General features: G+C 32.7%; 27 protein-coding genes, 2 pseudogenes and 1 riboswitch. Of the genes and pseudogenes, 9 read left to right on the top strand and 20 right to left on the bottom strand.

The window, feature by feature from the left end:
• Positions 1-118 precede the first annotated feature (118 nt).
• The 8 genes and pseudogenes from NCCP28_RS11710 to NCCP28_RS11685 all read right to left on the bottom strand — a co-directional run bounded on the left by NCCP28_RS11710 (position 119) and on the right by NCCP28_RS11685 (position 6651).
• Positions 119-1114 carry a DUF3231 family protein gene (locus NCCP28_RS11710; protein WP_248561579.1) on the bottom strand — a complete coding sequence of 332 codons (996 nt, stop codon included), beginning with the start codon at positions 1112-1114 and terminating at the stop codon, positions 119-121.
• A gap of 520 nt (positions 1115-1634) precedes the next feature.
• Positions 1635-2447: an HAD family hydrolase gene (locus NCCP28_RS11705; protein WP_248561578.1), complete on the bottom strand. Its 813-nt coding sequence runs from the start codon at positions 2445-2447 to the stop codon at positions 1635-1637.
• A gap of 187 nt (positions 2448-2634) precedes the next feature.
• The gene (locus NCCP28_RS11700; protein ID WP_248561577.1) at positions 2635-3195 is read right to left on the bottom strand and encodes a sugar O-acetyltransferase; all 561 of its coding nucleotides are present in this window, start codon (positions 3193-3195) and stop codon (positions 2635-2637) included.
• A gap of 118 nt (positions 3196-3313) precedes the next feature.
• A pseudogene (locus tag NCCP28_RS23815) lies at positions 3314-3400 on the bottom strand (VOC family protein); the annotation flags it as partial.
• Positions 3401-3718: 318 nt separating this feature from the next.
• A complete protein-coding gene (locus NCCP28_RS11695) occupies positions 3719-4213 on the bottom strand; it encodes a sugar O-acetyltransferase (RefSeq protein WP_375709394.1) in 495 nt (164 codons plus the stop codon).
• Positions 4194-4241 (bottom strand): annotated as a pseudogene (locus NCCP28_RS23810) (hypothetical protein); the annotation flags it as partial. The gene NCCP28_RS11695 and the pseudogene NCCP28_RS23810, both read right to left, overlap by 20 nt.
• 91 nt (positions 4242-4332) lie before the next feature.
• The gene (locus NCCP28_RS11690; RefSeq protein WP_248561576.1) at positions 4333-5565 is read right to left on the bottom strand and encodes an MFS transporter; all 1233 of its coding nucleotides are present in this window, start codon (positions 5563-5565) and stop codon (positions 4333-4335) included.
• Between the two features lie 51 nt (positions 5566-5616).
• Complete coding sequence (locus NCCP28_RS11685; protein ID WP_248561575.1) at positions 5617-6651, bottom strand: ROK family transcriptional regulator; 1035 nt, start codon at positions 6649-6651, stop codon at positions 5617-5619.
• A 491-nt stretch (positions 6652-7142) separates the two neighbouring features.
• Between NCCP28_RS11685 and NCCP28_RS11680 the strand changes: the two genes are divergently transcribed.
• The 3 genes from NCCP28_RS11680 (at position 7143) to NCCP28_RS11670 (ending at position 8395) form a co-directional block, all read left to right on the top strand.
• Positions 7143-7637: a hypothetical protein gene (locus NCCP28_RS11680; protein WP_248561574.1), complete on the top strand. Its 495-nt coding sequence runs from the start codon at positions 7143-7145 to the stop codon at positions 7635-7637.
• Between the two features lie 343 nt (positions 7638-7980).
• Complete coding sequence (locus tag NCCP28_RS11675) at positions 7981-8247, top strand: DUF4262 domain-containing protein (RefSeq protein ID WP_248561573.1); 267 nt, start codon at positions 7981-7983, stop codon at positions 8245-8247.
• Position 8248: 1 nt separating this feature from the next.
• Positions 8249-8395 carry a hypothetical protein gene (locus tag NCCP28_RS11670; RefSeq protein WP_248561572.1) on the top strand — a complete coding sequence of 49 codons (147 nt, stop codon included), beginning with the start codon at positions 8249-8251 and terminating at the stop codon, positions 8393-8395.
• Positions 8396-8898: 503 nt separating this feature from the next.
• Here the strand turns inward: NCCP28_RS11670 and NCCP28_RS11665 are convergent.
• The 5 genes from NCCP28_RS11665 to NCCP28_RS11645 all read right to left on the bottom strand — a co-directional run bounded on the left by NCCP28_RS11665 (position 8899) and on the right by NCCP28_RS11645 (position 14110).
• Positions 8899-9357 (bottom strand): hypothetical protein, encoded by a 459-nt coding sequence (locus NCCP28_RS11665; protein ID WP_248561571.1) that lies wholly within the window; start codon positions 9355-9357, stop codon positions 8899-8901.
• Between the two features lie 613 nt (positions 9358-9970).
• The gene (locus NCCP28_RS11660; protein ID WP_248561570.1) at positions 9971-11230 is read right to left on the bottom strand and encodes a methyl-accepting chemotaxis protein; all 1260 of its coding nucleotides are present in this window, start codon (positions 11228-11230) and stop codon (positions 9971-9973) included.
• 83 nt (positions 11231-11313) lie between these two features.
• A complete protein-coding gene (locus NCCP28_RS11655) occupies positions 11314-12312 on the bottom strand; it encodes a ketoacyl-ACP synthase III (RefSeq protein WP_248561569.1) in 999 nt (332 codons plus the stop codon).
• A gap of 225 nt (positions 12313-12537) precedes the next feature.
• The gene (locus NCCP28_RS11650) at positions 12538-12903 is read right to left on the bottom strand and encodes a hypothetical protein (protein ID WP_248561568.1); all 366 of its coding nucleotides are present in this window, start codon (positions 12901-12903) and stop codon (positions 12538-12540) included.
• A gap of 143 nt (positions 12904-13046) precedes the next feature.
• A riboswitch (cyclic di-GMP riboswitch) is annotated at positions 13047-13131 on the bottom strand.
• 766 nt (positions 13132-13897) lie between these two features.
• On the bottom strand, positions 13898-14110 hold the full coding sequence (locus NCCP28_RS11645; protein WP_248561567.1) for a hypothetical protein: 213 nt from the start codon (positions 14108-14110) through the stop codon (positions 13898-13900).
• 321 nt (positions 14111-14431) lie between these two features.
• Here NCCP28_RS11645 and NCCP28_RS11640 point away from each other — a divergent pair, with 321 nt between their 5' ends.
• The gene (locus NCCP28_RS11640; protein ID WP_248561566.1) at positions 14432-15085 is read left to right on the top strand and encodes a DUF1801 domain-containing protein; all 654 of its coding nucleotides are present in this window, start codon (positions 14432-14434) and stop codon (positions 15083-15085) included.
• Between the two features lie 349 nt (positions 15086-15434).
• Here the strand turns inward: NCCP28_RS11640 and NCCP28_RS11635 are convergent, their stop codons facing one another.
• Positions 15435-16328, bottom strand: a complete 894-nt coding sequence (locus NCCP28_RS11635; protein ID WP_248561565.1) for a GGDEF domain-containing protein — start codon at positions 16326-16328, stop codon at positions 15435-15437.
• 199 nt (positions 16329-16527) lie between these two features.
• Between NCCP28_RS11635 and NCCP28_RS23805 the strand changes: the two genes are divergently transcribed.
• From NCCP28_RS23805 to NCCP28_RS11625, 3 genes are all read left to right on the top strand, one after another.
• A complete protein-coding gene (locus NCCP28_RS23805) occupies positions 16528-16647 on the top strand; it encodes a Spo0E family sporulation regulatory protein-aspartic acid phosphatase (protein ID WP_375709393.1) in 120 nt (39 codons plus the stop codon).
• Positions 16648-16957: 310 nt separating this feature from the next.
• Complete coding sequence (locus tag NCCP28_RS11630) at positions 16958-17506, top strand: DUF3231 family protein (protein WP_248561564.1); 549 nt, start codon at positions 16958-16960, stop codon at positions 17504-17506.
• A 125-nt stretch (positions 17507-17631) separates the two neighbouring features.
• Positions 17632-17835 (top strand): hypothetical protein, encoded by a 204-nt coding sequence (locus NCCP28_RS11625; RefSeq protein ID WP_248561563.1) that lies wholly within the window; start codon positions 17632-17634, stop codon positions 17833-17835.
• A gap of 402 nt (positions 17836-18237) precedes the next feature.
• On the opposite strand, the gene NCCP28_RS11620 is transcribed toward NCCP28_RS11625, so the two are convergent.
• Entirely contained in the window at positions 18238-18381 is a 144-nt protein-coding gene (locus tag NCCP28_RS11620) for a hypothetical protein (protein WP_248561562.1), read from the bottom strand.
• A gap of 608 nt (positions 18382-18989) precedes the next feature.
• Here NCCP28_RS11620 and NCCP28_RS11615 point away from each other — a divergent pair.
• A complete protein-coding gene (locus NCCP28_RS11615) occupies positions 18990-19472 on the top strand; it encodes a hypothetical protein (protein WP_248561561.1) in 483 nt (160 codons plus the stop codon).
• A gap of 644 nt (positions 19473-20116) precedes the next feature.
• Here the strand turns inward: NCCP28_RS11615 and NCCP28_RS11610 are convergent.
• On the bottom strand, positions 20117-20983 hold the full coding sequence (locus tag NCCP28_RS11610; protein ID WP_248561560.1) for a M15 family metallopeptidase: 867 nt from the start codon (positions 20981-20983) through the stop codon (positions 20117-20119).
• A 210-nt stretch (positions 20984-21193) separates the two neighbouring features.
• Positions 21194-21370 (bottom strand): phage holin, encoded by a 177-nt coding sequence (locus NCCP28_RS23800; RefSeq protein WP_375709403.1) that lies wholly within the window; start codon positions 21368-21370, stop codon positions 21194-21196.
• Between the two features lie 395 nt (positions 21371-21765).
• Between NCCP28_RS23800 and NCCP28_RS11605 the strand changes: the two genes are divergently transcribed.
• Positions 21766-22398: a LysE family transporter gene (locus tag NCCP28_RS11605; RefSeq protein WP_248561559.1), complete on the top strand. Its 633-nt coding sequence runs from the start codon at positions 21766-21768 to the stop codon at positions 22396-22398.
• A 144-nt stretch (positions 22399-22542) separates the two neighbouring features.
• On the opposite strand, the gene NCCP28_RS11600 is transcribed toward NCCP28_RS11605, so the two are convergent.
• From NCCP28_RS11600 to NCCP28_RS11590, 3 genes are all read right to left on the bottom strand, one after another.
• Complete coding sequence (locus tag NCCP28_RS11600) at positions 22543-23343, bottom strand: SMI1/KNR4 family protein (RefSeq protein WP_282579560.1); 801 nt, start codon at positions 23341-23343, stop codon at positions 22543-22545.
• A gap of 341 nt (positions 23344-23684) precedes the next feature.
• Positions 23685-24956: a hypothetical protein gene (locus tag NCCP28_RS11595; protein ID WP_248561782.1), complete on the bottom strand. Its 1272-nt coding sequence runs from the start codon at positions 24954-24956 to the stop codon at positions 23685-23687.
• Between the two features lie 201 nt (positions 24957-25157).
• Positions 25158-25352 carry a hypothetical protein gene (locus tag NCCP28_RS11590; protein WP_248561557.1) on the bottom strand — a complete coding sequence of 65 codons (195 nt, stop codon included), beginning with the start codon at positions 25350-25352 and terminating at the stop codon, positions 25158-25160.
• Positions 25353-26038 lie beyond the last annotated feature (686 nt).

Here is a 26038-nt window from a genome sequence, read left to right as displayed (position 1 = left end):
TTTTCTTGCCTTTTACTAGAAAAGCATTTCCCCCCTTTCTAGCAAAGATTAATTTTAAGCTAATCAAAAACTTAGTTTAGAACAAAAAGTTTATGTGTTGTTTTTTTCATTTTTATTATTAATTTAATTCTTGACGATCATCTGCCACTGGTAATTCTTCCATCCATCCTTTGTTAATTAAAATTTTCCCAAAAGAAGCTATAGTTTTTAAATCCCTTAGAATAGATGCATCACAATGTCCAACTATATCTATTCTCATGCTTGTTATCATAGCTGTTGCATAATATGTAGTCGCTAAATGAAATAAAAATCCTGTATGGAATACCATTAACTTATCTGAAAAAGGAGCTATATCAGAATCTGTGATTTCACTATCCAATAAACGTGGAGAATGAAGATTTTCTTCTTCAAGTGTAGAAGAAAAAACCTCTATATTTTTACTAACTGTATTTAAACAATGATTCATAAATTTATCGATATCTTTATCTTGAATTACTTGTTTAAACCCCTCAATCAAAGTTTTAAGCACAATACTCTTTTTTAGATTAAAATAAATATTCCCTGCTTCCATTGAATTTAAAGGTCTTTTATCTCCAAATAAATCCATCACATATTTAAACTCTGTAATAGACTGACTCTTGTTTTTGGTAGAAAAATAAGGAGATCTTTGATAAATGCCTTTAGATAAAAGAACTTCAATTGATTTATTATAAAGGTCCATAGTATCGATATTACATTGATAATAATGATTTCTTATATCTTTTCTGGCAGATACACTAAAAGACATCGTATATCCAGCTAAACCATGTAACGTCATATCATGTATATAATTCAACCAAAATATATCCGTAAATAAGGGAGGGGCGTTTAAATTTACATCTTCATCAGTAAATCCTTTAGGCAATTCTATTTTTTCCTTTTTAAAAATACTTTCAAGCATTTGCAAATGCTTTTCAGCTAAAGTTAAAGTAAATTCAAAAAGAGAAGCAATTTCAGGATCTTTAACATTCTTCAACACAAATTTAATAATGCAGATTGCCATTGTTTCTTGTAAGTATTGAGTCCATAAACCTGTAATTTCTGATGATGTTAATCTAGCTTGTTTATTATTCAAAGTTGTTCCCTCCAAATACTGTTTACATTATTTATAGTATTTTGTCCTAAACAACTTATATATATCCAAAAATTGCATAGATGAACTTGGAATGTCTATCTTTCCTTTTTATTAAGATTTTCCCTGCCTCAACTAGCCCAATAACAACCAGGTTTTATCCCTTTTTCCTAAAAAAACAGTTATCCAATTTGATAGCTCCGTAACAGCATAATCCATTTCATCCTTTGTGTTATAAACATCATATTACCTATAGTACTTCCAAAACTATCTCTTATTCTATAGTTTTATTTTTTAATAAGACCTATAATCCGTGTAATTTATAACTTTTACTATGCATTTTTTCAGCCATTAATGTACATGTAACTTAAAAATTGCAATCCATCATTACAAAATTGAAAAATACCTTTCAGATGACCTTGTTAATTTGCCATTCCTGCCAATTCTCCCGATAGCACTGGGCCTATACTGTATAAAGCGGTCACTGAATGGCGATAATTTTTCCAAACTTGTTAAAAAGAATTTAATTGTCTATGTCACTCTGCAGTGATAATAATTGAATAATAGTTTTCATGACCGCATCTTCTTCATTCGATCTAGTGATAAAATTTGCTGCAGCTTTTATTTCTGGAAAAGCATTTCGCACAGCAAAACTGTATGATCCAGAAGCCATTAGCTCTAAATCATTATAACCATCACCAAATACCATCGTTTCCTGAGGAGTGACATTCAATAATTGCTGCAATTGAGCAATTGTTTTTCCTTTGTGGACATTGGCATTGGTTATATCAATCCAGGATGCTTCTGATGCGACAATAAAGGCATGCTCAAAAAAGGAAGACAGCTTCTCTCTGGTTTCTACACACTGGAAAGCTGGATCATGTACCGTTATCTTTATAAAGTCCTCTGAAATACTATTAAAGTCTTCTACCTTTATAACATTTGCATAGGATCTCCGTACGATTGCGAGCTCTTCAGGAGATAGTGTCTCTTTTACATATGCTCCTTTTCTTGTACATGCGATAATAGTATGGTCCAGGCTTATTTCTTCAAGAAGTTGGATGATTTGCAAACCCAATTCATTCAATAATAAAGATTCATACACAAACTGCTTATTGTGCTTTATACGTGTTGCGCTATCACCTAAAATCCATAAATCATTTGCATCTTCCCCAAATAATTCTTCTATCCGCTCACATTGCTTTCCTGTACAAGGAGCAAACACCACTCCTTTATCCTTCATGATTTTTTTCGTCTCTTTAAATAATTCTCTATTAAAATCACCATTATTGTTCAAAAAAGTTCCGTCCATATCAGATATCACTAATTTAATCATTTTAATCCTCCTGCTTTTACTTCATGCTAAATGCGATTCTAAATACAAACAAATTAAATCTTGCCCTGTCAATTTTGATTTTTCCAACTTTATATCCATTACAGTATACCGCTTACATTTCAGGTTATATTAATTTATTTTCAATTAAAGATGATTTTTAGACCTAAAATGCATAGAAAGAAATGATTTATATTTCAATTTGTTTAATCACTCTAGCTGGATTGCCGCCAACTACAACGTTATCCGGTACATCTTTAGTAACTACTGCACCTGAGGCGATTACAACATTATCTCCTACCGTTACTCCTGGATTTATTACTGCACTTCCTCCAATCCATACATTGTTTCCAAAAGTAATCGGTTTTGCATATTCTTTACCCGAATTACGTTCAGTTGGATTAAGCGGATGTGTTGCGGTATAGATTTGTACGCCAGGTGCAAGCATACAATTATCCCCAAAACGAACTTCACAAACATCTAAAATGGTACAGTCAAAATTTGCAAAAAAGTTTTCTCCTACATATGTGTTATAGCCATAATCAAACCTGATATTTGGTTCCATATATACGTTTTCTCCCGTGGAACCCAACAACTCCTTCAATAGCTTAGTCCGTTTTTCGCCTTCCGTTTCTAAAGTTTGATTATATATTCTAACCTTGTGTCTTGTTTCCTCCCGTTCCTTGGATAATACTGGGTCAGCAGGGTTGTACATTTCTCCAGCCAACATTTTCTCTTTTTCTGTTCTCATTTTTCAAACTCCTTTTCTATATAAAAATTTAAATACAGCAATAGATAATAACCTTGGCTTAGTCAAAGCTACTAAGCTTGAAATCTTGAATAACACATTTATCTATTTATCCTTTTTCTTATACAGTCCATTCTATAAGATTTCCTTCAGGATCTTCTATAACACTCTTATAATATCCATCACCAGTGATACGAAGGCCACTAACAAGCAGATAACCATATTTCACCAATTAATCTATTGATTGATTAACCAATTCCTGATTTCGCTTATCACTACCATCCTTCCGCATTATTTCTAATCATGCACCCGATTCAAACACAAGAAAATACGATTCAAATTTCATAAAACTTCCTCATATCTTCCAAATCATTCGACAGTTAGCCACATGCTCAATTTTCTAAGGCATATTCAGCATGATATACCGCTTATATTTCACATTATATTTTTAATCTACTTTTATAAATATTTCACTTCCAATTATGGCTTTTGATACCTTAAATGCCCGGAAAGTAGAGGGTTCTCTTTAAACTTGTTTAATCACTTTAGCTGGATTCCCCCCAACTACAACATTATCTGGGACATCTCGTACCACAACTGCTCCAGCAGCAACAACTACATTGTTTCCAATAGTCACTCCTGGTGCTATAACTGAGTTTCCTCCTAACCAAACATTATCGCCTATAGTAACTGGTTTGCCATATTCTAAACCTGATATTCTTGTTTCTGCATCTAATGGATGGGTTGCAGTATATATGCATACTCTTGGTGCCAGCATACAATTATTCCCTATAGTTACCTTGCATATATCCAATATAATACAATCATAATTTGCAAAAAAATTCTCTCCAACATGGATATTAAATCCATAATCACAATTAAAAGTGGGTTTTACACAAAAATTCTCACCAGCTTTTCCAAACAAAGATTTTAACAAGTCACTTCTATTCTCTACTAAATGAACCATTAAACTCTGCAAGTATTTGGCGTGCTCTAATATGGTCTCTTCCAAGTTCCTCATCAGGAAAATACAATTCTCCAGCTAACATTTTTTCTTTTTCAGTTTTTATAGAAAATCACTCCTAATGCTTTTTTTATGTAAAAATAAGCAACTTTGTTATCTATTGAACTACAACATAATTAAAAGGTTGATGAGCTCGTATCTTCCCCTATCGATAAATTTTTCTTTTTCAGCAAAACATTTAAATTTTCTGAACTTATAAGCATCGCTGCAACAAAAACAATCGTACAGAATGGAAAAATTCCTATCGTTGAATGAGATGCTATAAAACCAAGCATAGGCGGAATAAATGTACTGCCTGTATAGGCAATAGCCATTTGATACCCCATGATTGTTTGGGAATTTACCTTCCCAAAACGTGTCGGTGTTTCATGTAACATACAAGGAAATATTGGCGCTAACCCTAATCCAACTACAATAAAAGCTACAAGCGAGAAAATAGTCGGCAATGGAAGGAACAAAAGTACAGCACCGAATAACGCTATTATTTGCCCCATCCGAATGAGAGTACGGTTATTCATTTTAAAGGTAATAAAGCCTGTAATAAATCTACCAATGGTTATTCCTCCGTAATATAAGGAAACCCATTGTGCTGCAACTGCTACAGGTAACTCCTTAACATTTACTAGAAAACTACTGCCCCAAAGTCCCATTGTTGCTTCAACCCCACAATAAAACAAAAAAGACATTAGAGACAGTTTAACTCCTTTAATTTGCAAAGGCTTTACATGGTTATCATTTTCGTTAGAAAACAAACTTTCTGAATCTTCTGGTGTTTCATTCAAAGGAATATTGCCGTTTTTTCTCCCTCTGTTCCATAAAGGCAAAGTGAAGAAAAGAATTACTACTAACGCGAACTGAATTCCAGAAATCGCAAGATATCCATTTCTCCAAGAATTTTGTTCCGCAATAAACTGAGCCATAATGATAGGACCAAAAGTAGCTCCAACTCCCCAAAAACAATGCAGCCAGCTCATATGGTGTGCCTTATAATGTCTAGCTACATAATCGTTTAATCCAGAATCAACAGATCCTGCCCCGAGTCCAAGCGGTATGGTACATGCAACCAACCAAACAAGAGAGGGAGAAAAATGAAATCCCAGCAAAGCCACAGCAGTCATTAAACAACTGACCAGCGTAACATTGCCAGTTCCAAAACGTTTAAGAATCTTTCCGCTCATTAAGCTTGAAACTATTGTACAGCCAGCAATCGTCATAAAAAGGAATCCCGCAGTTTCAAGGGGAGCTCCATAATCAGGCTGCATGGCAGGCCACGCTACCCCCAGCAATGAGTCAGGTAAACCCAAGCTGATAAAAGCCAAATAAATGATGACTAAAAGGATTGTCGTCATATGTAAACCTCGCCATTATTTTTTTGTGATTCATTGTACTTGCGATTTGTTTTACCTGCCTATTCCATTCAGCATGATATCAAGTCCAATACTTTGCAATCCATATAAATAATCTTGTTTCCAATCACTTATTTTAAGTTCTGGAAGATGTTCTGAAGGAATATATTTTGAGCTGCCTATAGCAATTTTATCTGCAATTGCTTTTTCCATCTCATCATTACAAAAAATAATGATATGGGGATTAATGATGGCTGCAAACGAAGCTATTAACCTGCTGATTGCATCTATCTCATAATCCTCACTGATCGTCATTTTTTTCGATCCACTTCCGTTTTCCAAAGCTTGTTGAAAATTCCTATCGTTGTACTGTGGAACGAATGAAACTTCTCCTGAGAAAAAAGTGCTTCCTCGCACCACATCTCCGTTTATCATAATTCCTGCGCCTGGTCCATTCTGGCCAGAATATAAATATACAAGGGATTGGTTATCCTTGCTCCCCATATTATAGTGATATCCGAGAACAGCCGCATTCATATCGTTCTCTACTGCGACAGGTATAGAAAAATACTCTTCATAGTATCCTTTTAAATCAAAATTCTGAAACTGCTCATATCCTGGTATATAAAAAATTCTGCCATTATCAACAGACCCTGGAACGCCAATTGCCATAGAACTGATTTTCGGATATTTAGTCATTATATTTTCTATACACTTAGTTAATAAATTTAAACCATTATCCATTAATACACTTGGTGCTTTTCCTTTTTTCTTTACTTCACCTAAACAATTAAAAATCGCATAATTTGTTTCTGTTCTTTCTAAAAATATTGCCAGCCCCAACATATGCTCAGGGTTATATGTATATCTTTTTGCTCTTCTTCCGCCACTAGAATCATCTAAACCGACTAAAAGAATTTCTCCATCCTTCTCCATCTGTGCCAAGAACTTGCTTATTGTCGGAAAACTAATATCTAATGTATGGCTGAGTTCAGCTTTTGTTGCACTTCCTAGTTCCAGCAGAATTTTTCTAATTCCAGTAAGTATCACCTTCTTCATAGATTTTGGAGTAGCTGATAATTCATTCACTAAATTCACCGCCTAAAAAACTTATTAAAGATCTTTAATAAGTATGGTGCCAATATAACATAAACTTTTTTTAAAAACAATAAAAATTGATTCATATTTATCGCTCCTCACTTTATCCTTTATGTTATAAAAAGGATATTACCGCTAATATAAAGTGAAACTTCAATCAGTGGGGGTTTTACTGTCCGTTAATGCCGGATAAATATATATCAGTGAAAAAGCATTTTTAAAAATCTAAATTATTGATAAAAAATAAACCAAAATAAGCTACATGTTGTTGTCTTGTGGAACTATAGGGGCTTTTTTTCAGCAAAAAAGGAATACCATCTAGTTAAATAATTATGTTAGAATGTCAAAGAGATATTCATATAAACAACAAATAATGGATTTTTTATGGAGGTGTAATTATAAAATTTTCCCAAAGGATATTATGGACTTTATTTAACTTATACATAGCTTTATATGCCATGCTCTATGCTGGCTATATCTTAATGATTTATACTTCACATTCATCTTACAGCATAGTAAGTATTCCTGCCATTCTATTGCCTTTTCTGTTCTTACTGCTATTTGAATTATTGTTATGGAAACAAACCAATATTCAATTAAAAAGCAATATGAAAGTAAAGAATAAATTTAAACTTATCACCATTCTCAGCAGCGTGCCTCTGTTACTGTGTACAGTGATCTTAGGGATAAATGAATATCATTCACATTTCACTACAGAAAAATGGCTAAATGATGATTCCAAAAGAGTATATATGGTGGATAATCTATTAAATGATTATGAATTAAAAGAACTGACAAAATCGGATATCATTAGTTTGTTAGGACCATCTACCGAAACAGACTATTTTAAAGAAGATAATAATATTGTCTATTATCTTGGGAATGAAAGAGGGCTTATTTCTATTGATAGTGAATGGCTGGTTATTAACTTTGACAATAATGAGAAGGTGACAAAGTATAACGTTCTTACAGATTAAGAAGTGACAAGTTTATTATTTAACCACTTTTTTTGAAGCGGCTGTGAAAATGCACTTTCATAAATCCAAAATCGATATCTCCTTCATTTTGTCATCTATAAATTCCATTGATGGTATGAAGAACCGCAAAAATCACTCCATATATTTTCATATTCTAAAAAGCGCAAAATTAATACTAAAGTTAAAATGTCTGCTTTTTTATTTATAAAGTGAAACTTCAATCAGTGGGGGTTTTACTGCCTGTTAATGCCGGATAAAAAAGATAAACGGAAATATCCTATTTTTTATTTTTTTTCGATCTATAAACATGTATACTCAAAAAATAATTTTTGGAGGAAACCACATGGAAAATGAACAATGGGAAAAACAAATGCTAACAGAATATGGCTGGTATATGGATGCTATTTTCGCTGAAGAATATGATGAAATCCACGCTAACTATCATACACACGGAGTTCACAAAAACTTTAATCACCTAGATTTTCAAATAGTGCTTAATATGGACCCTGAAGTGGCAAATGATATTTTTTTCACTTTAATTGATGACATACATAAGGGAAGAAAATTTGAGGAAGACAAAAAATACGCTGATATAAATAGAAGGTTTTAACGTGACTTTTAAACTGTATAAAGAAATGGGAAGGAACGTGCTGAGAGTGCTTTTGCCTGATGAAAACGGGGTTCTTCCAACTGAAAAAAGTTGTGATGAATATTATAAAACTCAGCTGGATGACTATAATTTTGATGATAATAACTAAAAGGGTTGCTGCATAAGTGCTGCTTAACACAAGCACTTATGCAGCACAACAGCCTATTTTAATCATCGATTGTTTATTTTCGTCAGATTCTTGAGAATAAAATGTTTATAGTAAATAATAGTACCTGTTTTTCTACTAAGTTTTAAATTCGATACTCCTCTGTCTTCCGTTATTTCACCATACAGTGCTTTCCACTAAGTCTTCGTTTTTCTCTACGCCTTCATCTTGTCCACAGTAAGTAAGCATTTAGAATAGTTGAAATCATAATGTCAGTAGTTCATCGATTTCTTTATCTCTTTCTGGCAAAATGAATCCTATTACAAATATTTTTTTTATTTTTATTAGTCCAACTTAGTGCTTTGTCCGTTAATTTACTAATAACAGAAGCCTTCTTTTTTGATATAGTTTAACGTTATCAGAGCAGTTTTGATATAAATTTCTTTTATGCTCCTTGTATCTTTCTGCTTCATCTTGATTATCGATTAGGTAAAGTTTTTCTGCACCTACCTTTTTCTTTCCACCAGATATTGAAATCCATACAGCAAAAAACACTTCGAAAAGATAAATAAGAAAAAACCGCCATTGCTCAATCTTTTTAATTTCGTCATTTTTATTTTTTTCATAAAATTGATGACTGGAAATGTAAAGAACGCATCTACTACAGCATTAACCATGATAAACTTTTTAAAATTCCCATAGGTCCATTTTAATATCCACATCGATCCAACTAAATGTGGTCCTATATTAAAGGGAAATTCTCCTGAAAAATAAGAATGTGGATTATTGTAAAAAACCCACCACTTGCGTTTTTTTCCAATTTGCACAGTAAGTCCTTCTACTATCACAATAAGAATGGACGATAAAAAAAATCTTTTTATATTGCGCTTCCCAAGGAAAAACAGCGATAGCCATGCCATCGCAACCATCGCAATATTAAGTAACCATTGATTTTTGAGTGACATACAATTCTCCCTTTTTCCTTTTAGATTGCACGATTTTTTTAAAAAATATACGATTCGCTTCACTTTTGGGTATATAAGCTGATTCACCATTATTCTACTAATAGGAAGAGTAATTTTTAATACCAAGCATCCCTTATACATTTTGCAAATCTGATTATTTATCCATTTTTTCTCTTTTCTTTAATAAACTATTCATCATTTATTCATATTTCAATTGTAAAATCATATTAGGATAAAAATCGAAATAAGGTGATTCCAAGTGAAATGGATGTCTATTATTTGTTTTTTTAAAAGGAAACATAAATTCAGCTATTATTCCAATGCCTGTGTACGATGCGGAAAAGAAAAAAATCATTTCTAATGCATCGGACGACAACAGCAGAAAGCAGGCCATCTGAGCGCATAAATAACTAAAAAAGCCAGCAGACAAATCCTAGATAGATTGGTCTGCTGGCTTTTTAACGCTAAGAGAAGGCTATTTATTAGGTATGGTTATGCAGCATTCTCTTCCATTCTTTTTTATTTTTTATCAGAAGCTGATTCTTTTCCATTAGGATGATTTTTCACACATTCAAAACCTCTCATGGCTCGTTAACATGATGTTCAGCTTGTTTTACACCCTAGATTGTTTTGCAAGTTTTTTCAAATCGTTCGTGACAGTGTTTTGATTTTCTACCATTTCCGCCGTCTCTTTAATCGCCAAAGAGACCTCTGAGATATTATGCAAGATTTCTTCTGTTCCTGCTGCAGATTGTTGGCTCGTTGCGGTTACGCTTTGAATGGCTATATTTACTTCTTCAATGGCATTAGCCATTTCGCTTGATGCTTGGGCAATTTCATAGGACATTTGATTAATAAATTCTGCATCATGCTCGTACTGTTCCCCAATTTGCACTAATTTTTCATAATCTGGTTTCACTTTAGTGTCCATATAGTCTAATATTTCTTTTGAATTATCTATTAGATCAGAAAAAGCATTCTGTACTTGGCTTGTAATGTTGCGAATATTATTGACCGATTTGGAAGATTGTTCTGCCAGCTTTCTGATTTCTTCTGCAACAACCGCAAAACCTTTGCCAGCATCTCCTGCCCTTGCTGCCTCAATCGATGCATTTAAAGCTAGAAGATTGGTCTGTCCCGCAATATTTCCGATCGTATCAGCCAATATTTTTATTTCTTCCACCACTGCCGCTTGCTGGATGCTTCCTTTAATCTTTTCCGCTTTTTCTGCATATATATCATAAGAAGATGCAGCAGAAGCTCTGGCGACTTCTTTTACTTTTGTTGCTCTCTCCTTAATTTCTTCTGCTGTATTTTCCCCTTCAGTTGCTTTTTCAGCTAATAGCCTAGTAGAAGCTTCGATTTGTTCTACCGATGCACCAATTTGCTGGGTAGTAGCACTTAATTCTATCGAACCTTGCGCCATGTCATTTGTTGTTTCTTTTACATCTTCCATTATATAAATCAGCTCCGTAATCGTTGCCGATAATTCATCAGAATTGCTGTCTACACTCGATATTTTTGCCTTCACTTCCCTCATAAGCTGCTGCATTGTATTCATCGTTTTCGTTAGAGAACTGGAAATCAACGCAAATTCATCTTGGCTGTTTACTTCGATTGTTTCTGCTAAATTTCCTGATTCTAAGTCCTTCGTGTATTGCATAATTATATTTAATTTTTCAGTTAAACGGATAGATGACCACAAGCTTAAAGCAATATAAGCAATTACCCCTAGCGCTATAATCAAAAACTCTGCAAATTGATTTTCTGTTAGCATGCTTGTAAATATAAAAGCGCCGATGATAATAGAAGGGATTACATGCACTTTAAACTGGCTGGATGCAATCAGATCAGATATTTTTTTTATTTTCATTTTAATACTCCTAAAATCTTTTGATTTGTATTTTTGTTCAAAGTCGATTTCTCAACTATTGGATGCCTTGTTTCCCAACAATGTTAATATTTATATAGTACGGCGCAGGCTGTGGATCCTGCCCCTACTGACCAAAAGATTACATAATCTCCCCTTTTTACTTGACCTATTTTTACCGCCTGTTCCAAAACCATAAAAGGACTTGCAGAACCTGTATAACCATATTCCGTGCCGACAATAAGGAACTTTTCACTGTCTTCTTGGAATGCTTGTTGTATTTTATAAATATTTTTCCTTGATAATTGGGAAAAGCAAAATGCTTGAATATCCTTAGTGGATAAATGATTTCTATTTAAAAGTTTTTCAATTAGTTCTATCGTAGACATAAATGCATTATCATTATTGACATTTTCCCATTTGATTTGCTTGTCCGTTTCTGTTGTATCTGACTTAAACATATTAGAAACCCCACATGCTGGAAAAACAATTTTATCAATAGACTCCGTATTTACTTTATATGTAGAGTCAATAAACCCATTTTCTCCATCACTGCTTTTTTCAATAATAACAGCAGCTGCCCCATCCCCAAAATTAGCATATGTCACTGGATCTTCTTGTTTTGCATATCGATGCATTTGTTCAGAGCCTACCACAAGAGCACGCTGGATATTTGGATTAGCCAGCATATTGCGGCTTACTTGTTCCAGTGCGACAACCATTCCTACACATGCTGCATTCATATCATAGACAATCACCTCTTCTTTTCCTTGCAGGGCTTGATGAATGGCAACAGCATTTGGCGGCCAAAAATATTCAGGTGTGCCTGATACAAACACAATCATATCTAAATCTTCACCAGATAATCTGCTTTTTTCTAGAACTTGTTTGGAGGCTTCAATCGCCATGGTTAAAGTTGTTTCCCTTTGATAATCGGCTACATACCTCTTTTCCCTTCCAAGAGCATCAAGCAGATGTTCAATATCTTTTCCTTGGCGCTGAAAATGGCGGATAAAATAATCATTGTTTACCACTGTATCTGGATGATATACAGCTACCTCTTTTAGGATTGCACTTACTTTCATTTGTTTTCTCTCCTTATTTTGATAAAGTGAAACTTCAATCAGTGGAAGTTTTCTTCATCCCCCGCCTAGATTTCTCCTTTTCTCTCATCATCTTGAGGCGGGAGTCTTACTGCCCGTTCATGCGAGATAAAAAGTGGTCTTATTAAATAAATTCGTCGGCATTTTTTAATAAGCATGACACCTGGTGATGATCAGCCAGTACGCAGGATGTTTTTCATCAAAAGATCAATCGCTTTTTGCAGCGCTCCGTGCCTCTTGGAGAGTATTCATAAATATACCTGAAAAATGAACTTTTTTGGCTATTCGTTTCAGCTGCAGCCTCGGTGTCACTCTTTTTGGTGTAACCATAAGAATTTTTTTAAATCCTAAATTCATATATAAAGAATAGCTTGCTTCAAGAACGGGCAAAATTTCCGTTTTAAATGTTCGCAATTCTGCTGAATCTACTATTAAACTAAAATTTTTCACATCAATCTCAGAAACTGCTTTTTTTAAATTTTCCACAAAGTTGGAAGCCTTATCTGTTTCTGCAAATCCTCCTAAAGTAATAATAAAAGCTTTATTATTTCTGTCTGTCTGAAATAACGCCATACATCTTCCTCCTCTTTCTTTTCGTTTCATCCTAAATGGATAAGATCTCCATCGGATTGCAGACGCCAACCGTTATCTTTTTTTATTTTTTCAGCAAAAACAAAAAAACTAATCTATTACCGATTAGCTTCCTTTATAAAAAAATCGGTAACTGGCTGACATCGTCTTTCGACCTTAGTCCCTATAGTTTTGCGTCTTCACCTTTCGATGAATTTGCCTTTATCGCTCCTTATTCTCTTTTCAAAAAATAACTAGCTATCATTTTCACTTCACGTAATTTCAAAAGAAACTTTCAAAATTATATCATAAAATCTCCTCTTTATAGCAAAAAAACACTTCTAATTTAGGTTTATACTCCTATGAATCTATAAAAACAATACAAACAAAAGTCCTTAATAAAATGTGATTTCTAATAAACAAGGCTTGAATAGGGCTTGATAACTTGTAAAATTGTCCTGCATTCTTTAAATATATTCACATAAAGCCTGTGGCGCTTTTTTAAAACATAGAAAAATCTTTAGCATTACCTAAAAAGCAGATTTTTTTACATTAAATGTAAACAGGCTCATGGATCAAAAAACAACTGGTGGAAAATTCAAAGGCGTTCGCACTGAGAAATAAACAAGTTCATGAGCATTTATCTTATCGGATAGGTGCTCATTTTTTAGAAATCTAATTTATTATCTTTTATCACTTGATGTAGCACTATTGAGAATCTTGCAACAAAATATCAGCATGGTCACCATAACCAGCTTGATCTAAGCATACATGTACTAGCTCAGCGACAAATACTGGTCTCATCTCTTCTGCAAGATCAATAACGCCTAATTACTATTGCACTGTCCCCTATAATTACAATTATTATTTATGTTGATACAAAACTTGTTAATTCCCCCCTACTCTATGCCAGCAACTTTCACTCTGTTTGGCATCATCTCCCCCCTTTTTTTCTCTAACATAAAAAGGCATCCGTATAAACGAATACCTTAAACAATTATCCTCTAATTTTATGATGTAGCTCCAAATTTTTATCCCGCAATATTTTCCTTTGAATTTTTATTTTTTCAAGCTTTTTTGGTATTTCTTCATCAAGAATATTTGCATTCAATTTTTCGCTTAATAATAATTCTTGATTTGCCAAGTTGATATCTTCTTTAAATATTAGTTCTTCTTCTTTTAATAACAATAATTTCATTGTATTATTCAATTAAAATCCCCTTCCCTTCCTCTTAATTATCAGAGAAAGAAAATAAATGGACAAACATTATCGTTCGTCATTTAACGACAAAAATACATCTTTTATATAAGATGCTAAATCATTTTAAAGGTTCGAAATCAATAATCGATTTAAATTACTTTGATTCCGGCTTTTCTTATTAAACTATAAGCAGATAGTCTCCTGTAACTTCCCAAGCCAGATTTGCTTGACACGATGCCAAATAATGTCCTACTATAGAAAGTTGGAGAAATTGAGAATAATCATTTTTGGCTGTTAACTGATCGAAAAATTGAAAAGGAGTGTCCCTTGATGACAAATAATAAAATGAATCCTAAGGTTGATGAATTTTTAAGTAAAGCTAAAAAGTGGAAGGAAGAATATGAAAAGTTAAGAGGTATCGTTCTTGACTGTGAACTGACTGAAGAATTCAAGTGGATGCATCCATGTTACACTTTTGAGAAAAAAAACATCGTTTTAATACATGGATTTAAAGAATATTGTGCGCTTCTGTTTCACAAAGGTGCCTTGTTGAAGGATACCCATGGGATTCTCATACAACAAACGGAGAATGTACAAGCAGCCCGCCAGATTCGGTTCACCAATGTTCAAGAAATAGTGGAAATGGAAACCATCTTAAAAGCCTATATTTATGAAGCACTTGAAGTTGAAAAAGCCGGTTTGGAAGTAAAAATGAAAGAGCATAAAGATTTCATAATTCCTGAAGAGCTTCAAAATAAATTCAATGAAATGCCTGCTTTTAAAGCTGCTTTTGAATCATTGACACCAGGAAGGCAAAGAGCATACATTTTTTATTTCTCTCAACCCAAACAATCCAAAACCCGAAATTCAAGGGTTGAAAAATATATGCAGAAAATTCTCGATGGAAAAGGATTAAATGATTGCACTTGTGGACTATCTCAAAAGCAGCCCAACTGTGATGGCTCGCACAAAAATATTCAATAAGAAAAGCAATTAATCAAACTTTAAGATATTATCTCACTTTGCTTTCATTCGAACTCTTTTCTAGAACGCAGGTAATGAGCTTATGTATTGCCAATTACCCGCAGCCTGAATACACTTCGCTTTCCGTGGGAATCGCGCTGATCCGCGGAAAAGGAGTGTCTGTAGCGCAATGGAACGAATTAGTTTTTACACTTGACTTATATTTAAAAACACAAGTAACCAAGAGTGCGAAACCAGCCTTTATTTTAAAGCTAACTTAGAGATTATTCGTCTTTACAGAGTATCTAATTAGTTGTGTCCCAACTTCTTTTCGTTTTCAGTTATAATTATGTAACAGTTAACTAAAAAGTTAAGCCCCTTTTTCATAAAAGAAAAAATTGTTTTTCCCTAACTTTTTTGCCTCATACATAGCTGAATCAGCATTTTTTAAGAGTTCTTTCATATTATTGCCATCAAAAGGAGAAATGGCAATACCGATACTCGGTGTAACCACTAGTTGATGTCCTGAAATTAATTCAGGTGTCGATAATGAGGTTATTATTCTTTTAGCAATATGTTTAACGTTATTTTTATTAGAGTTTTTTATTAAACAGACGAATTCATCTCCACCTATTCTTCCTACAATATCAGCTTCTCGCAGACAATCCTGTAACCGTTTAGCTGTTATTTTTAATACCTCATCTCCTATACCGTGACCGTACCTATCGTTAATGCACTTAAATCCATCTAAATCAATAAATAAGCAAATATGCTGACATTTATCGGTAACAATTTGTTCACTTAATGTTAAAAGCCCTCTGCGATTAGCTAGTCCTGTTAGTTCATCAACTATAGATAACTTTTCCAGTGCTGAATTTAATTGTTCTAATATTAATTCTTTATGTTTTAATTTATCAGCTAAAAGCCCAATACTAATTACAATTGTTATTTGAAGAACTACTCCTAATATCGTTACACTTATGTCATGTCGCTGTAAACCGTTTTGTTGAAAGGCTTCTGTTATCTCAAATAATATGTTAGTAGTTATTGAAACTACTGCTATAAATACTCCTCCATGCAAACCTTTATAATAGCTAAAAAATACAGAGGGCAAGAGAGTGATAAGCCATATCATTTCAGCTTCATTCTCAGTTAACACGGTTCTTACCGAATCCTCAAATATTGTCTCAGTTAACATAGGGATTATAAGTATAGCAAAGGAAAGAATCCATGATTGATAAGGAATATTTAATAACGGTTTCATAAAATCACTCTCTTTATATTAATTATAAGGCTTACCTAAAATACTAAAATATTCCTATTGACTTTTCAATGGAAATTAGGACCATTTAAATAAAACATGCAAAATTCTCATATTTCTCTCTTTAACACCCCTTACTATAAATTAACATTCATAATTTTCGCAATTCCCTTATTCAAGAAGCCATAAGAAGAAATTCCCTATGCTTATTCATCACACATTTTATCAAACAACATCCTTAAAGGCAGGATTTAACGACTTCAATATTGTTCAATTCAGCCAACAATTAGATTATTTCATTTTGAAGTATCAACAACTGTGAAATTCAAACTTCAAAGGTCTAACTAACTTATAACTTTCCATTGGCAAACTTTATGAAAAAAACGAATCAAATCCATAGGCTTAAAGTGTTTTCTATAGCAGCCTCGTTGCATTTTACTTCCTGCCTAAACTTATCTCTTATGTTTCCATCTCCTTGGTGAAAAGTTTATTGTTTACATACTTTTCTTATAATTACACATAATAAACAAAGATATATAGAAGTGGAATAAATTAATATAATTTTTACAATACTCATTACACTAAATGTGCGTAGATATTAGATACCAATTAGAAGGAGCACGTAAAAAGAAATGACTAATATATTTGAATCATTTAAGGACTTTGTATTCCCATATGAAAATTATGATAAAAAGTATCCTTTACATACCGGTGAAGTGACCAATTTCTGGCTGCTACTTACTATGCTGGAAGAAGGGATTACTTTTTACCAGATAGCCTTAAATACAACTAAGGATGAAGAGTTAAGACACGTTCTTCAACATGGGGAATCACTTTCAAAATCTACAATACAGAAGTTAAGCAAATTTATGAAAAATGAAGGAATTCCATTAACTAAACCACCATTACCAAAACCAAACTCAGACCCAAATGCGGTCCCTCAAGGCGTAAAGCAAACAGAGGATGAAATTGCAAATTTAATATCTGTAAAAGTGGCAGCAGAAATGACCTTACTAGGACAAGCATTGGCAGAATCAATGAGAAACGATGCTGGACAAATATTATTAGCAACATTTTACGAATTATTAAAATTTGGAACTTCATTAAAAAATATGATGTTAAAACGAGGATGGCTCAAAATTCCTCCTTATTATTTTCCTTCTGGTGCACCTGGCAATTAAGCATGGTGCTTTTTTTGCTAATTTCTACTTAATTCTTCTTTATACTCATTTTGAGGAAATTCCAACTACTTGCATACTTTTTTGCACTGACAAATAATAAAAAAAATTAGATTGGAGTTAATTGCATGCAAGGGATATTCACCATGTTTTTTCATGTCATTGTAGTAATACTTTCCATTAGTCTAAATAGACGAAAAGAAGTAAAACAAGATTTCAAACTGTTTATTGCATTAATGATTGGTGGTTTCGTATGGTCCCAGCTTCAAACTGAATATCTTATTTTGCGTATTAAGAAGAATACTGAAAGAACTATACAGAATCTGTTATAAATGCTAAAAGCAAGTTTATTGATATACTTGACTTGCTCTTAAAAGAAAAGTCATTGATTGTAACACTTAGATTTTTAGTTTCACAATAAACTTTGTTGTTTCTTTTATATGGCGAAAAAATCAAAAAAATAAATTTGGAAACCAGGCTGTTGAAAAACGTTCGCTCTCTTCGTCACTCCCCTTTTTTGCGGTGCTCATTACCAACAAACGGTAACTCTGCTCCTCAAAAAGTGGGATTCCTCGATAGTCAAACGTTTTCATTCAGCCTGATTTTTTACTATCAAACTTTTTCAACACTCTGGAAACTTAATAAGTTTATTTAAATCCCCTTGTCCTCCTCCATTCATTTTCAAAAAAACATAATACAAATTTTGTTTGCTTATACTCATATAGCCCGCCACTTCAATAAATTACTCCATGCTGCTTGCTATATGAATTTTCTTTTCGCACTTCTTGCTTCCATTTTCCTTCCTCAAATACTGTTAGCACTTGCAATACTTCTTGGTTTCGCCTTACCGCTTTTGTTACTACAACTCTTTTTGCCACTAACATTACCTCTTTTGAGTTTTTAATTTATCTAGTTCTATAAAGCCGAACCTGTCATCATAGGCCAGAACAACTAAAAACTTGGCGTATTTCCACACAAATAATTTATGTTCGCTGAAGAATTTTTTTATCTTCTCCCCTTGATATCAATAATTTTAATCGACTCATCATTCTTAAATACTTTAAAATTTGCGACATATTCCTCTTGGGTTTGCATTAGGCTGTCCACCAAAACAAATTATATTCACCCACTTAACAGCAGGCGTATTATTCATTTTTTTAGGTTTTAGTATCTGTTTAGGTCTAGTCAAGTTCTGACCATAAGTTTGGTAAATAAATAAGAAACCGAAATAAATACTCTGTTTTGAAACATTAATAATTGCAGGCTTTTATAAAGTTAGATTAAAAGAGGAATTAAAATTGAAATCGATTTAGAACAAGATAATAATCTGGAAAAAAGTTCCTGACCCTCATCGCATTAAAAGTTTAACGCAGTGACGGTAACAGCAATTCATTTATAGCGCTTTGCTTCAAATCAAACATATAATATTTTTTTATATATAAAGGACAAAACAATGCACATACATATAGATTAAGGGGGGAACTAAATGAAAAAGATTATATTTTTAGCAACTACTCTTTTATTGCTGTTAGCTGGTTGTGGAAATGATCCAGTGCAAGAGGATTTGATCAATTATGTAAATGAAGATTTACCGGCTGTTGCCAAATTAGAAAAGGATGCAATGGATGCATACGATAGTGTAACTGGCAGTAATTATACAGATGATCTAACTACTTACAATACGATAATTGAAGAAGTAATACCCACCTATAATGAATTTGTAAAAGAACTTGAAGCAATAAGTGTAGAAACAGATGCGGTATCAAAAATTCATGAACAATATATTGATGTTGCAAACCTCCAAAGTTCCGCATTTGTTAATATTACAGATGCTCTAGAAAAAGGTGATATGGGGTTAATTGCTGATGCGAATGACCAGCTAACAGATGCTCGTAAAGGAATGCGTGAATATCAGTCAGATTTAAAGAAATTAGCAAAAGATCATGATGTAACTTTTGATAAAAAATAATAGGAAGGCCCTTCTCAAAAACGAGTTGGGCTTTTTATTATTACTGCATTTATTTTCCCAATAATGTTGTTCTGACACACTAACACCTCTTGTTTATAGAAATAAAATTTGCTTATATTCTTTTTCCAAAATACTTTCTGTAGGTTCGTTATCTGTTATATTAAATCATCCAAGCACCTTATTTTCATACAAATACTAGATAAAAATCCGATTGGCATTTCCATTTTCATCTGGATACCGCCTAATTAGATTATAAATATTTTATAAAAAAATATCCCTCTCACTAGGAAAAGAATACTTTTTAGTTAACATTTCTTATTCATTAACCCCTAGCGGTTACTTTTATTTTAAATCTTTTTTCAAATAGTAGTCTAACTAAAAAAACTATAAATAAAAAAGCCCTCACTCCAAAAAGCAGGGCATCGCGAAAAATAATAGCATTACACAACTAGCATTTATCCATCCCATATAGTTTATACAAAAAAATAAACCCTACTTCGAAAAGCAGGGCTTTTGTGTTTCTTCATGATGTACAACTAGTATATATACATTTCATCTATTTTATACAAAAAATAAAATCCTCTCTGAAGAGTAAACTTTTGGTAAAGCTGATCACTATATAATTTTTAATCATCCTGTTTATTTTATGACAACTTAATTTGAATTGCTTCAATTCTTTTTTTCTGACCAATAGTGCCTGCGACTTCTCCGTTTTTCTTCCAAGCTGTCCATCCGTCTTTTTCTACATGTACTCTGTATTGGATGTTTAAACCAGATGCTTTTAGTTTAATTGCTTCTAAACGGAGTTTCGCTCCAATAGTACCGACAACTTCCCCATTTGTCCTTACAGTTGTCCATCCGATACCTTGAACATGGCCTTGCATTTCTAATTCTGCATTTGTGTTTTCTAGTTTAACAGTTACAGCTTCGACTCTTAAAGACTTTCCAGTCGTTCCAGCCGTTTCTCCATTTCTTTTTTTGCCTTGCCACCCAATACCTTGCACATGAGCTTCATATACAACAGAAGGATTTGTGGATTTTTCAGGGACTGTTGTAACAGTAGTCGTACTTTTTCCAGCAGTTAAAGAAATAGCATCACCTTTTGTGTTAAAGGTATCTGTGTCATATCCTTTATAGTTGTACTGTAAATGTGGTTTATCAACAAACCCTGACCAATCTCCACCCCATTCAAATCCTAATGATTTAGCTTTAGAAATAGCCTTTTTAGCATCCGAAGAGTCGTAGCCAGTCCATAAAGCATTTCCTTTAGAATCAACCATTACAAAATCCAATGCTTGACCTACAATATGAAATGACTTCATTGTTTGTGAAGCACCCTTACGAACATTTTCTCTTTGTGTTTCTACAGAACGGATAGTTTCATAGATCAATACGTTAATTTCATTTTCAATTAAATATTTATACCATTCTATTGCTTTTTTCTTTGTATTATCTCCAAGTTGTGCAAGGTTTTTTAAATTTCTTTCATGATAATATGGTGTGAATGCCATTTGAAACATCTCCTTTTTAATATTTTTCATCTAATAAGATTTCTTGTTCAGCTGAATCTTCTTTGCAAAATAATAAGAAGAGATTTTTTAATCGTCTGAACATGGAACTACCTCCCCAAAAGAAAAAGAGCGTCTATTTAGGTGCTCTCTACTTTCCTTTTGTTAAATTATTTGCTTTTATCCCTTCTTTTTGTTTCTTGCCTTTTGCAGTTAGTTATTTTTAAACCATGCAATTGTGGCTGCGACAAAAGTAAATCCATTCGTTAAAATTATTTCCCGATCATCTAATGTTCCTGGTATTGTATAAAATCCATAATAAACAAATATCTGGTTAACAAAAGCTAATATGATAGATAGTGTCCTCTTTCCATTAACAACACTCCCTATACTTTATGCCAGCTTTTTGCCAATGTGCTTGTCCGCCTGTACTAACTACCTTATTTCTGAAGCAAGTTATAAAAAAATAGCAAGTGCTCTGCAAATTCCCCAGTGCATATTGCTGTTATTGATGCTCCTATAATAACCCTTTTGAACCAAGTTGTATTTTCTTCATTTTTGCCTAATTGTTTTTTGATGTACTCAATCTTTCCACCTTGCCTATCTTATTCCCTTTCTACCGTATAGACTCTATTTTTCAATTTTTTTCGCAAAAGGCAGCCGGATTTGTTAAAAAAGCTTATTAAAACACTCTAGATAATATTTAATTTTTATTTATTAAGATGTATAATAATTCATATAAACGGACGAAAGAAGCAATCTTATGAGGTGAAAGAAGTGTTTATGTGAGTTTGTATTTTGCTTATGTAATGGTGGGGCTTGCTATTGCAATGCCAGTAGGGGCAATTACAGTTGAAATGACGAAACAAGGTTTGAAAAATGGCTTTATGCACGGGTGGGCAGTAGGTATCGGGGGAATGACGATTGATTTGCTACTTATATTAGCACTTTATTTCGGGTTAGCTAAAGTATTGGCAATTTCCTATATACAGATGCCATTATGGATTATAGGAGCAGTCTTTTTATTTATACTAGCCTATGATTCTATAAAAAATGCGGATAAGGATATCACTATGGCAGGTGAAAAAGTCAATAAATCGCTTGTTAAAACATATCAAAACGGTTTACTTGTAGCTGTTTCTCCTGGAAATTTAGTATTTTGGATTTCTGTATTTGGAACTGTATTAGCAGATTCATATGCAGGAAGTGAATCAATTAGTTTTATCATTGTAGCAGCAGGGATTATCACAGGCATTTTATTACACGATATTGGTCTGTTAACAATTGTTTCAATCACAAGAAAAATAATGAATCGTCAAATGATTAAGTGGACATCTATCGTTGCAGGAATCTTATTATTTGGATTTGGCTGTTATTTCTTATATGAATTTTACATAGAAGTTCAATTCCTTTTTTGATTTTTCAAAAAGGGGCATTAATTGAATAAGATGCCTGCCTCCAAAGGAACTCTTAAATGGGTTCTTTTTCTTTTTAACAAATCCTATAAAAAGACCCCACTCCGAGAAGGAGGGCATAACTGATTGATTAGAAGGTTATTCTTTTTAATTATTTGCTATAAATATCTCTATTTGTTCTTTAAACCTTTGTACATCAGAATCAGTATCATTTTTCATAATATTCATCAACTTTTTAATTACTTCTAAATCTGTAAGGTACTCATATATTACAATATTCCAAAGTGATCTTGCAGCATAAGCTCTAAGATCTTCCTTTTGATGTTGCAACAACTTCTCTATATGATTTAAAAATTCGAATAAAATGGTTTTCTCATAGATAAAATTTTCATAGATATCTATTCCTTCAAAAACGAACTCTATTTCCTTGCTATTAATTAACCGCCTAGCATCTTCTATAGCAGGAGACTTCCTTTCCTCATTATCGCTCTCATCCTCATTTAATTCATAAAAAAATAAATGTCGTATCATCTCATCAAATGATTTGTAAATTTCTGTTATTTCCCCTTCATCTGTTTCGATAAAAATAATAGCTGGATTTTCTGACTCATTATAATCTAATGCAATCCAAGAATGTCCATCTCCACTAATAAGAATAATATTTTCTCTCTGAATGTCCCATTCTTTTTTATAATACTCTGTTTCTAATATTCCTTTTCCCTTTTTAATACCTAATAAATGATCTATCTCAATATAGGTATCCCCATCATATCTGTTAAGAGCTATAGGTAGAGCATTAAAAATAATAACGCCTCCATTTTGAACCTTCAACAAATTTATGTATTGTTCAGGAAGAGTTACATCAAAGTAATCTTCAGCCATTTGAATATCTGCTTTTGTCAGTTTTGAAAGTTTATATGTTTCTTGATCTTTTTTCCATATGTTCAAAATAATATCTCCTATTCTTTTTAAAAAATATACTTTTCCAAAATTTAATATAATATCTTATACAGCACTAATATTACCTCGTTTTCGAATTAAAAGAAAAATGTATGAAGATGCAGGAAAGTATAGTAAGTAAACGAAAAAAATCATAAAAAACAGGACATACAGATGGAAGATCTATTTGGGTACAAAATAAAAAATTATTATCATATATATAATTATTAGCAAAGTAAAAAAATACCCCACTCAAAAGAGTAGACTTCCATCAACATCCCTGTTTGCATGGTCATATTTTGTTACTTTCCAAGAATACAATCATCAACTCTCCCTCTGGACCAATCAAGCTACAAATCATCTAATGCTATAACTTCACCGCTTTCTGCATTCACCCCATATTGACAATCAATTTTCCTGCATAAAACATATTGCTTTTGTTTAAAGTCATATACATAATAAGGTTTTAGCTCAAACAATTGTTTCATTTTTTCAAACGCGTCTTCTTTCGTAATTGTTGCTTTATCAGGTACTTGAAATTGGTCAAAAATCTCCAACATTGGTTTGTTATCCATGTAATTTATTGCTTGAAGGCTCTTTGCATCAATCATAATCATCAATTTTCTTTGAAAGACACGATTATCATGATGGTTGGCCCTTACTATTGCATGAATATAGCCTTTGTCACGATGGAGGGTTTTAAGCATCCATTTTCCTGTGTCATTTGGATATTCCTGTCGTAAAAGATCTTCAACTGCCATAACACATTTATCTTGTTCTACTTTTGTTATTGGGAATGAAACAGGACTCGGTTCGCATGAAAATGCTTGTTCTGCTGTTATATCTTCCATCCAACTAATCTCTTGTCTTCCAAAAGGTCTATTAATTGGATCCTCCCAATAAATGGTTTTGTCGATTTTCAAATACGACTCTACGTCTGCAATAAATTCAAATGGAATGGTTGACGTTTGGTCATTCGTGACATAGATTTCTTCCACCCCATAAATGGAAAATAATTTTTTCTGTTCATAAGAAGGATATTCAATCAACTTCAATTGTTCCTTTGCCAGATGTTCCACCGCTTCAAGGGAAAGGGTATAAGTTTCTTCTTTTACCCTTTCTTTAGAAGGAAATTGACCATGGACAGAAAACGAAGTAAGTTTCCCTTTTTGATTAAATTTAATGTCAATAAATCCAGATGGAGATACCGCTACACCTTCAAAGCATTCTTTAAATTCAATTTCTCCTTCAGCTTCTTTATGTAATTGAAATTGCTTTCCATATGTTAGTCCTGTTTCAGCTTCAATCCATTTTATTATTTTATTTGTATCCAGATTGGCAAACGCAATCCCATCTTTGGCGTATGTTTTACCCATGACAAAAATAGCACTCTTAAATTTCTGGCTATTCACATCAATCTCCATAACTGCTGTACCTTCTGGATTTGATCCATCATCCACTGGTTCTATTACATAACTCGGAAACCATTCCATACAAAGTGTATAGACCGTTTCATTGAAGATATTGACGCTTCGAGAAAGGCTATGCCGTTCTAAGCAGTAGTCCTCTAATCCAAATTTCTCTTTCGTAAAATCAATTAATTTTTGTATTCTTCTATCCACTTGCATTTTTTTATTTTTTATCATGCGAAACACATCCAATTTATCCAGTATTAGTTAAAAGATGTTTCACTATCTATCTACGAAACTTAAATAGATTTGGTCTCACTTTTTTCAATTTTTTTGACTATGAACAAGGTTGAGAAAGAATTCTAATGGAACATACACAATAATAAAAAAGACCATTATCCTAGTGAGAATGTCCTAATTCCCAAAAAAACCTAAACTCAAACCAAAGTAAATGATACCTGAGACAATTGCAAAACCTGAAAAAAATAATGCCTTTTGAAAATTAGACCAGTTCTTCATCCACCCCCATCTTTTCTTATAAACGTCAAACCAGAAAAAATCAGCAATAACAGCCAAAACAATTATGAATATCACAACAAACGAACTCATATCTTTATAACCCCCATTCGTTTTCAATCACAGCTATATCACTCATCAAAATACTTTTCCTTTAGCAAATGTCGCCATCTATAAAGTTTATTCTTAATAACACTAATATTTTCATTAGCAAAACTGTCTACTTTATTTTAGCAGTCACATCAAGGTCATAAGCTTAAAAAATATCACCCAGTTGAGTTAAAAAGTGATTCTTCTAAAACAGTAGTATCAACCCAATAAAAAATACTAGCTTTATTAAATGCCTTACATAAAATTTGCTCAATAAAAACATGTTTTAACACTACCACACGAAACAACAATCCCCTTAATAACACCATCTTCAGTATTATTACTATCGATCATTTCACTTACATATTTTTTCTACATGTTCCCTACTCCTTTTATGCTTAATTCGACTGGAAATTAATAAAAATATTTTTTATATAGTTATCGGGAAAATGATTTTAAAGTGTGTTCCATATAAATAAAAAAGAGTGCTAATAGTAAGAGGAGCACCCCATAAAATTGCTGATAAATAATTTATTTAATTTTTTTCTTGCACCTTCTTACTATTTGATTCGGGAATTCTTAGAAATGAAAGAAACATATTTTTTATTTTCATCTTTCACTCGTTCAATTCTTTTTTCAAAAATAAGATTTTTGATTATTCTCTTATTATTGCTCATAATGTATCACTT

This window comes from Niallia sp. NCCP-28 (assembly GCF_023168165.1).
In the GTDB taxonomy this organism is placed as follows: domain Bacteria; phylum Bacillota; class Bacilli; order Bacillales; family Cytobacillaceae; genus Niallia.
This window is presented reverse-complemented; position numbering and strand designations above follow the sequence as displayed.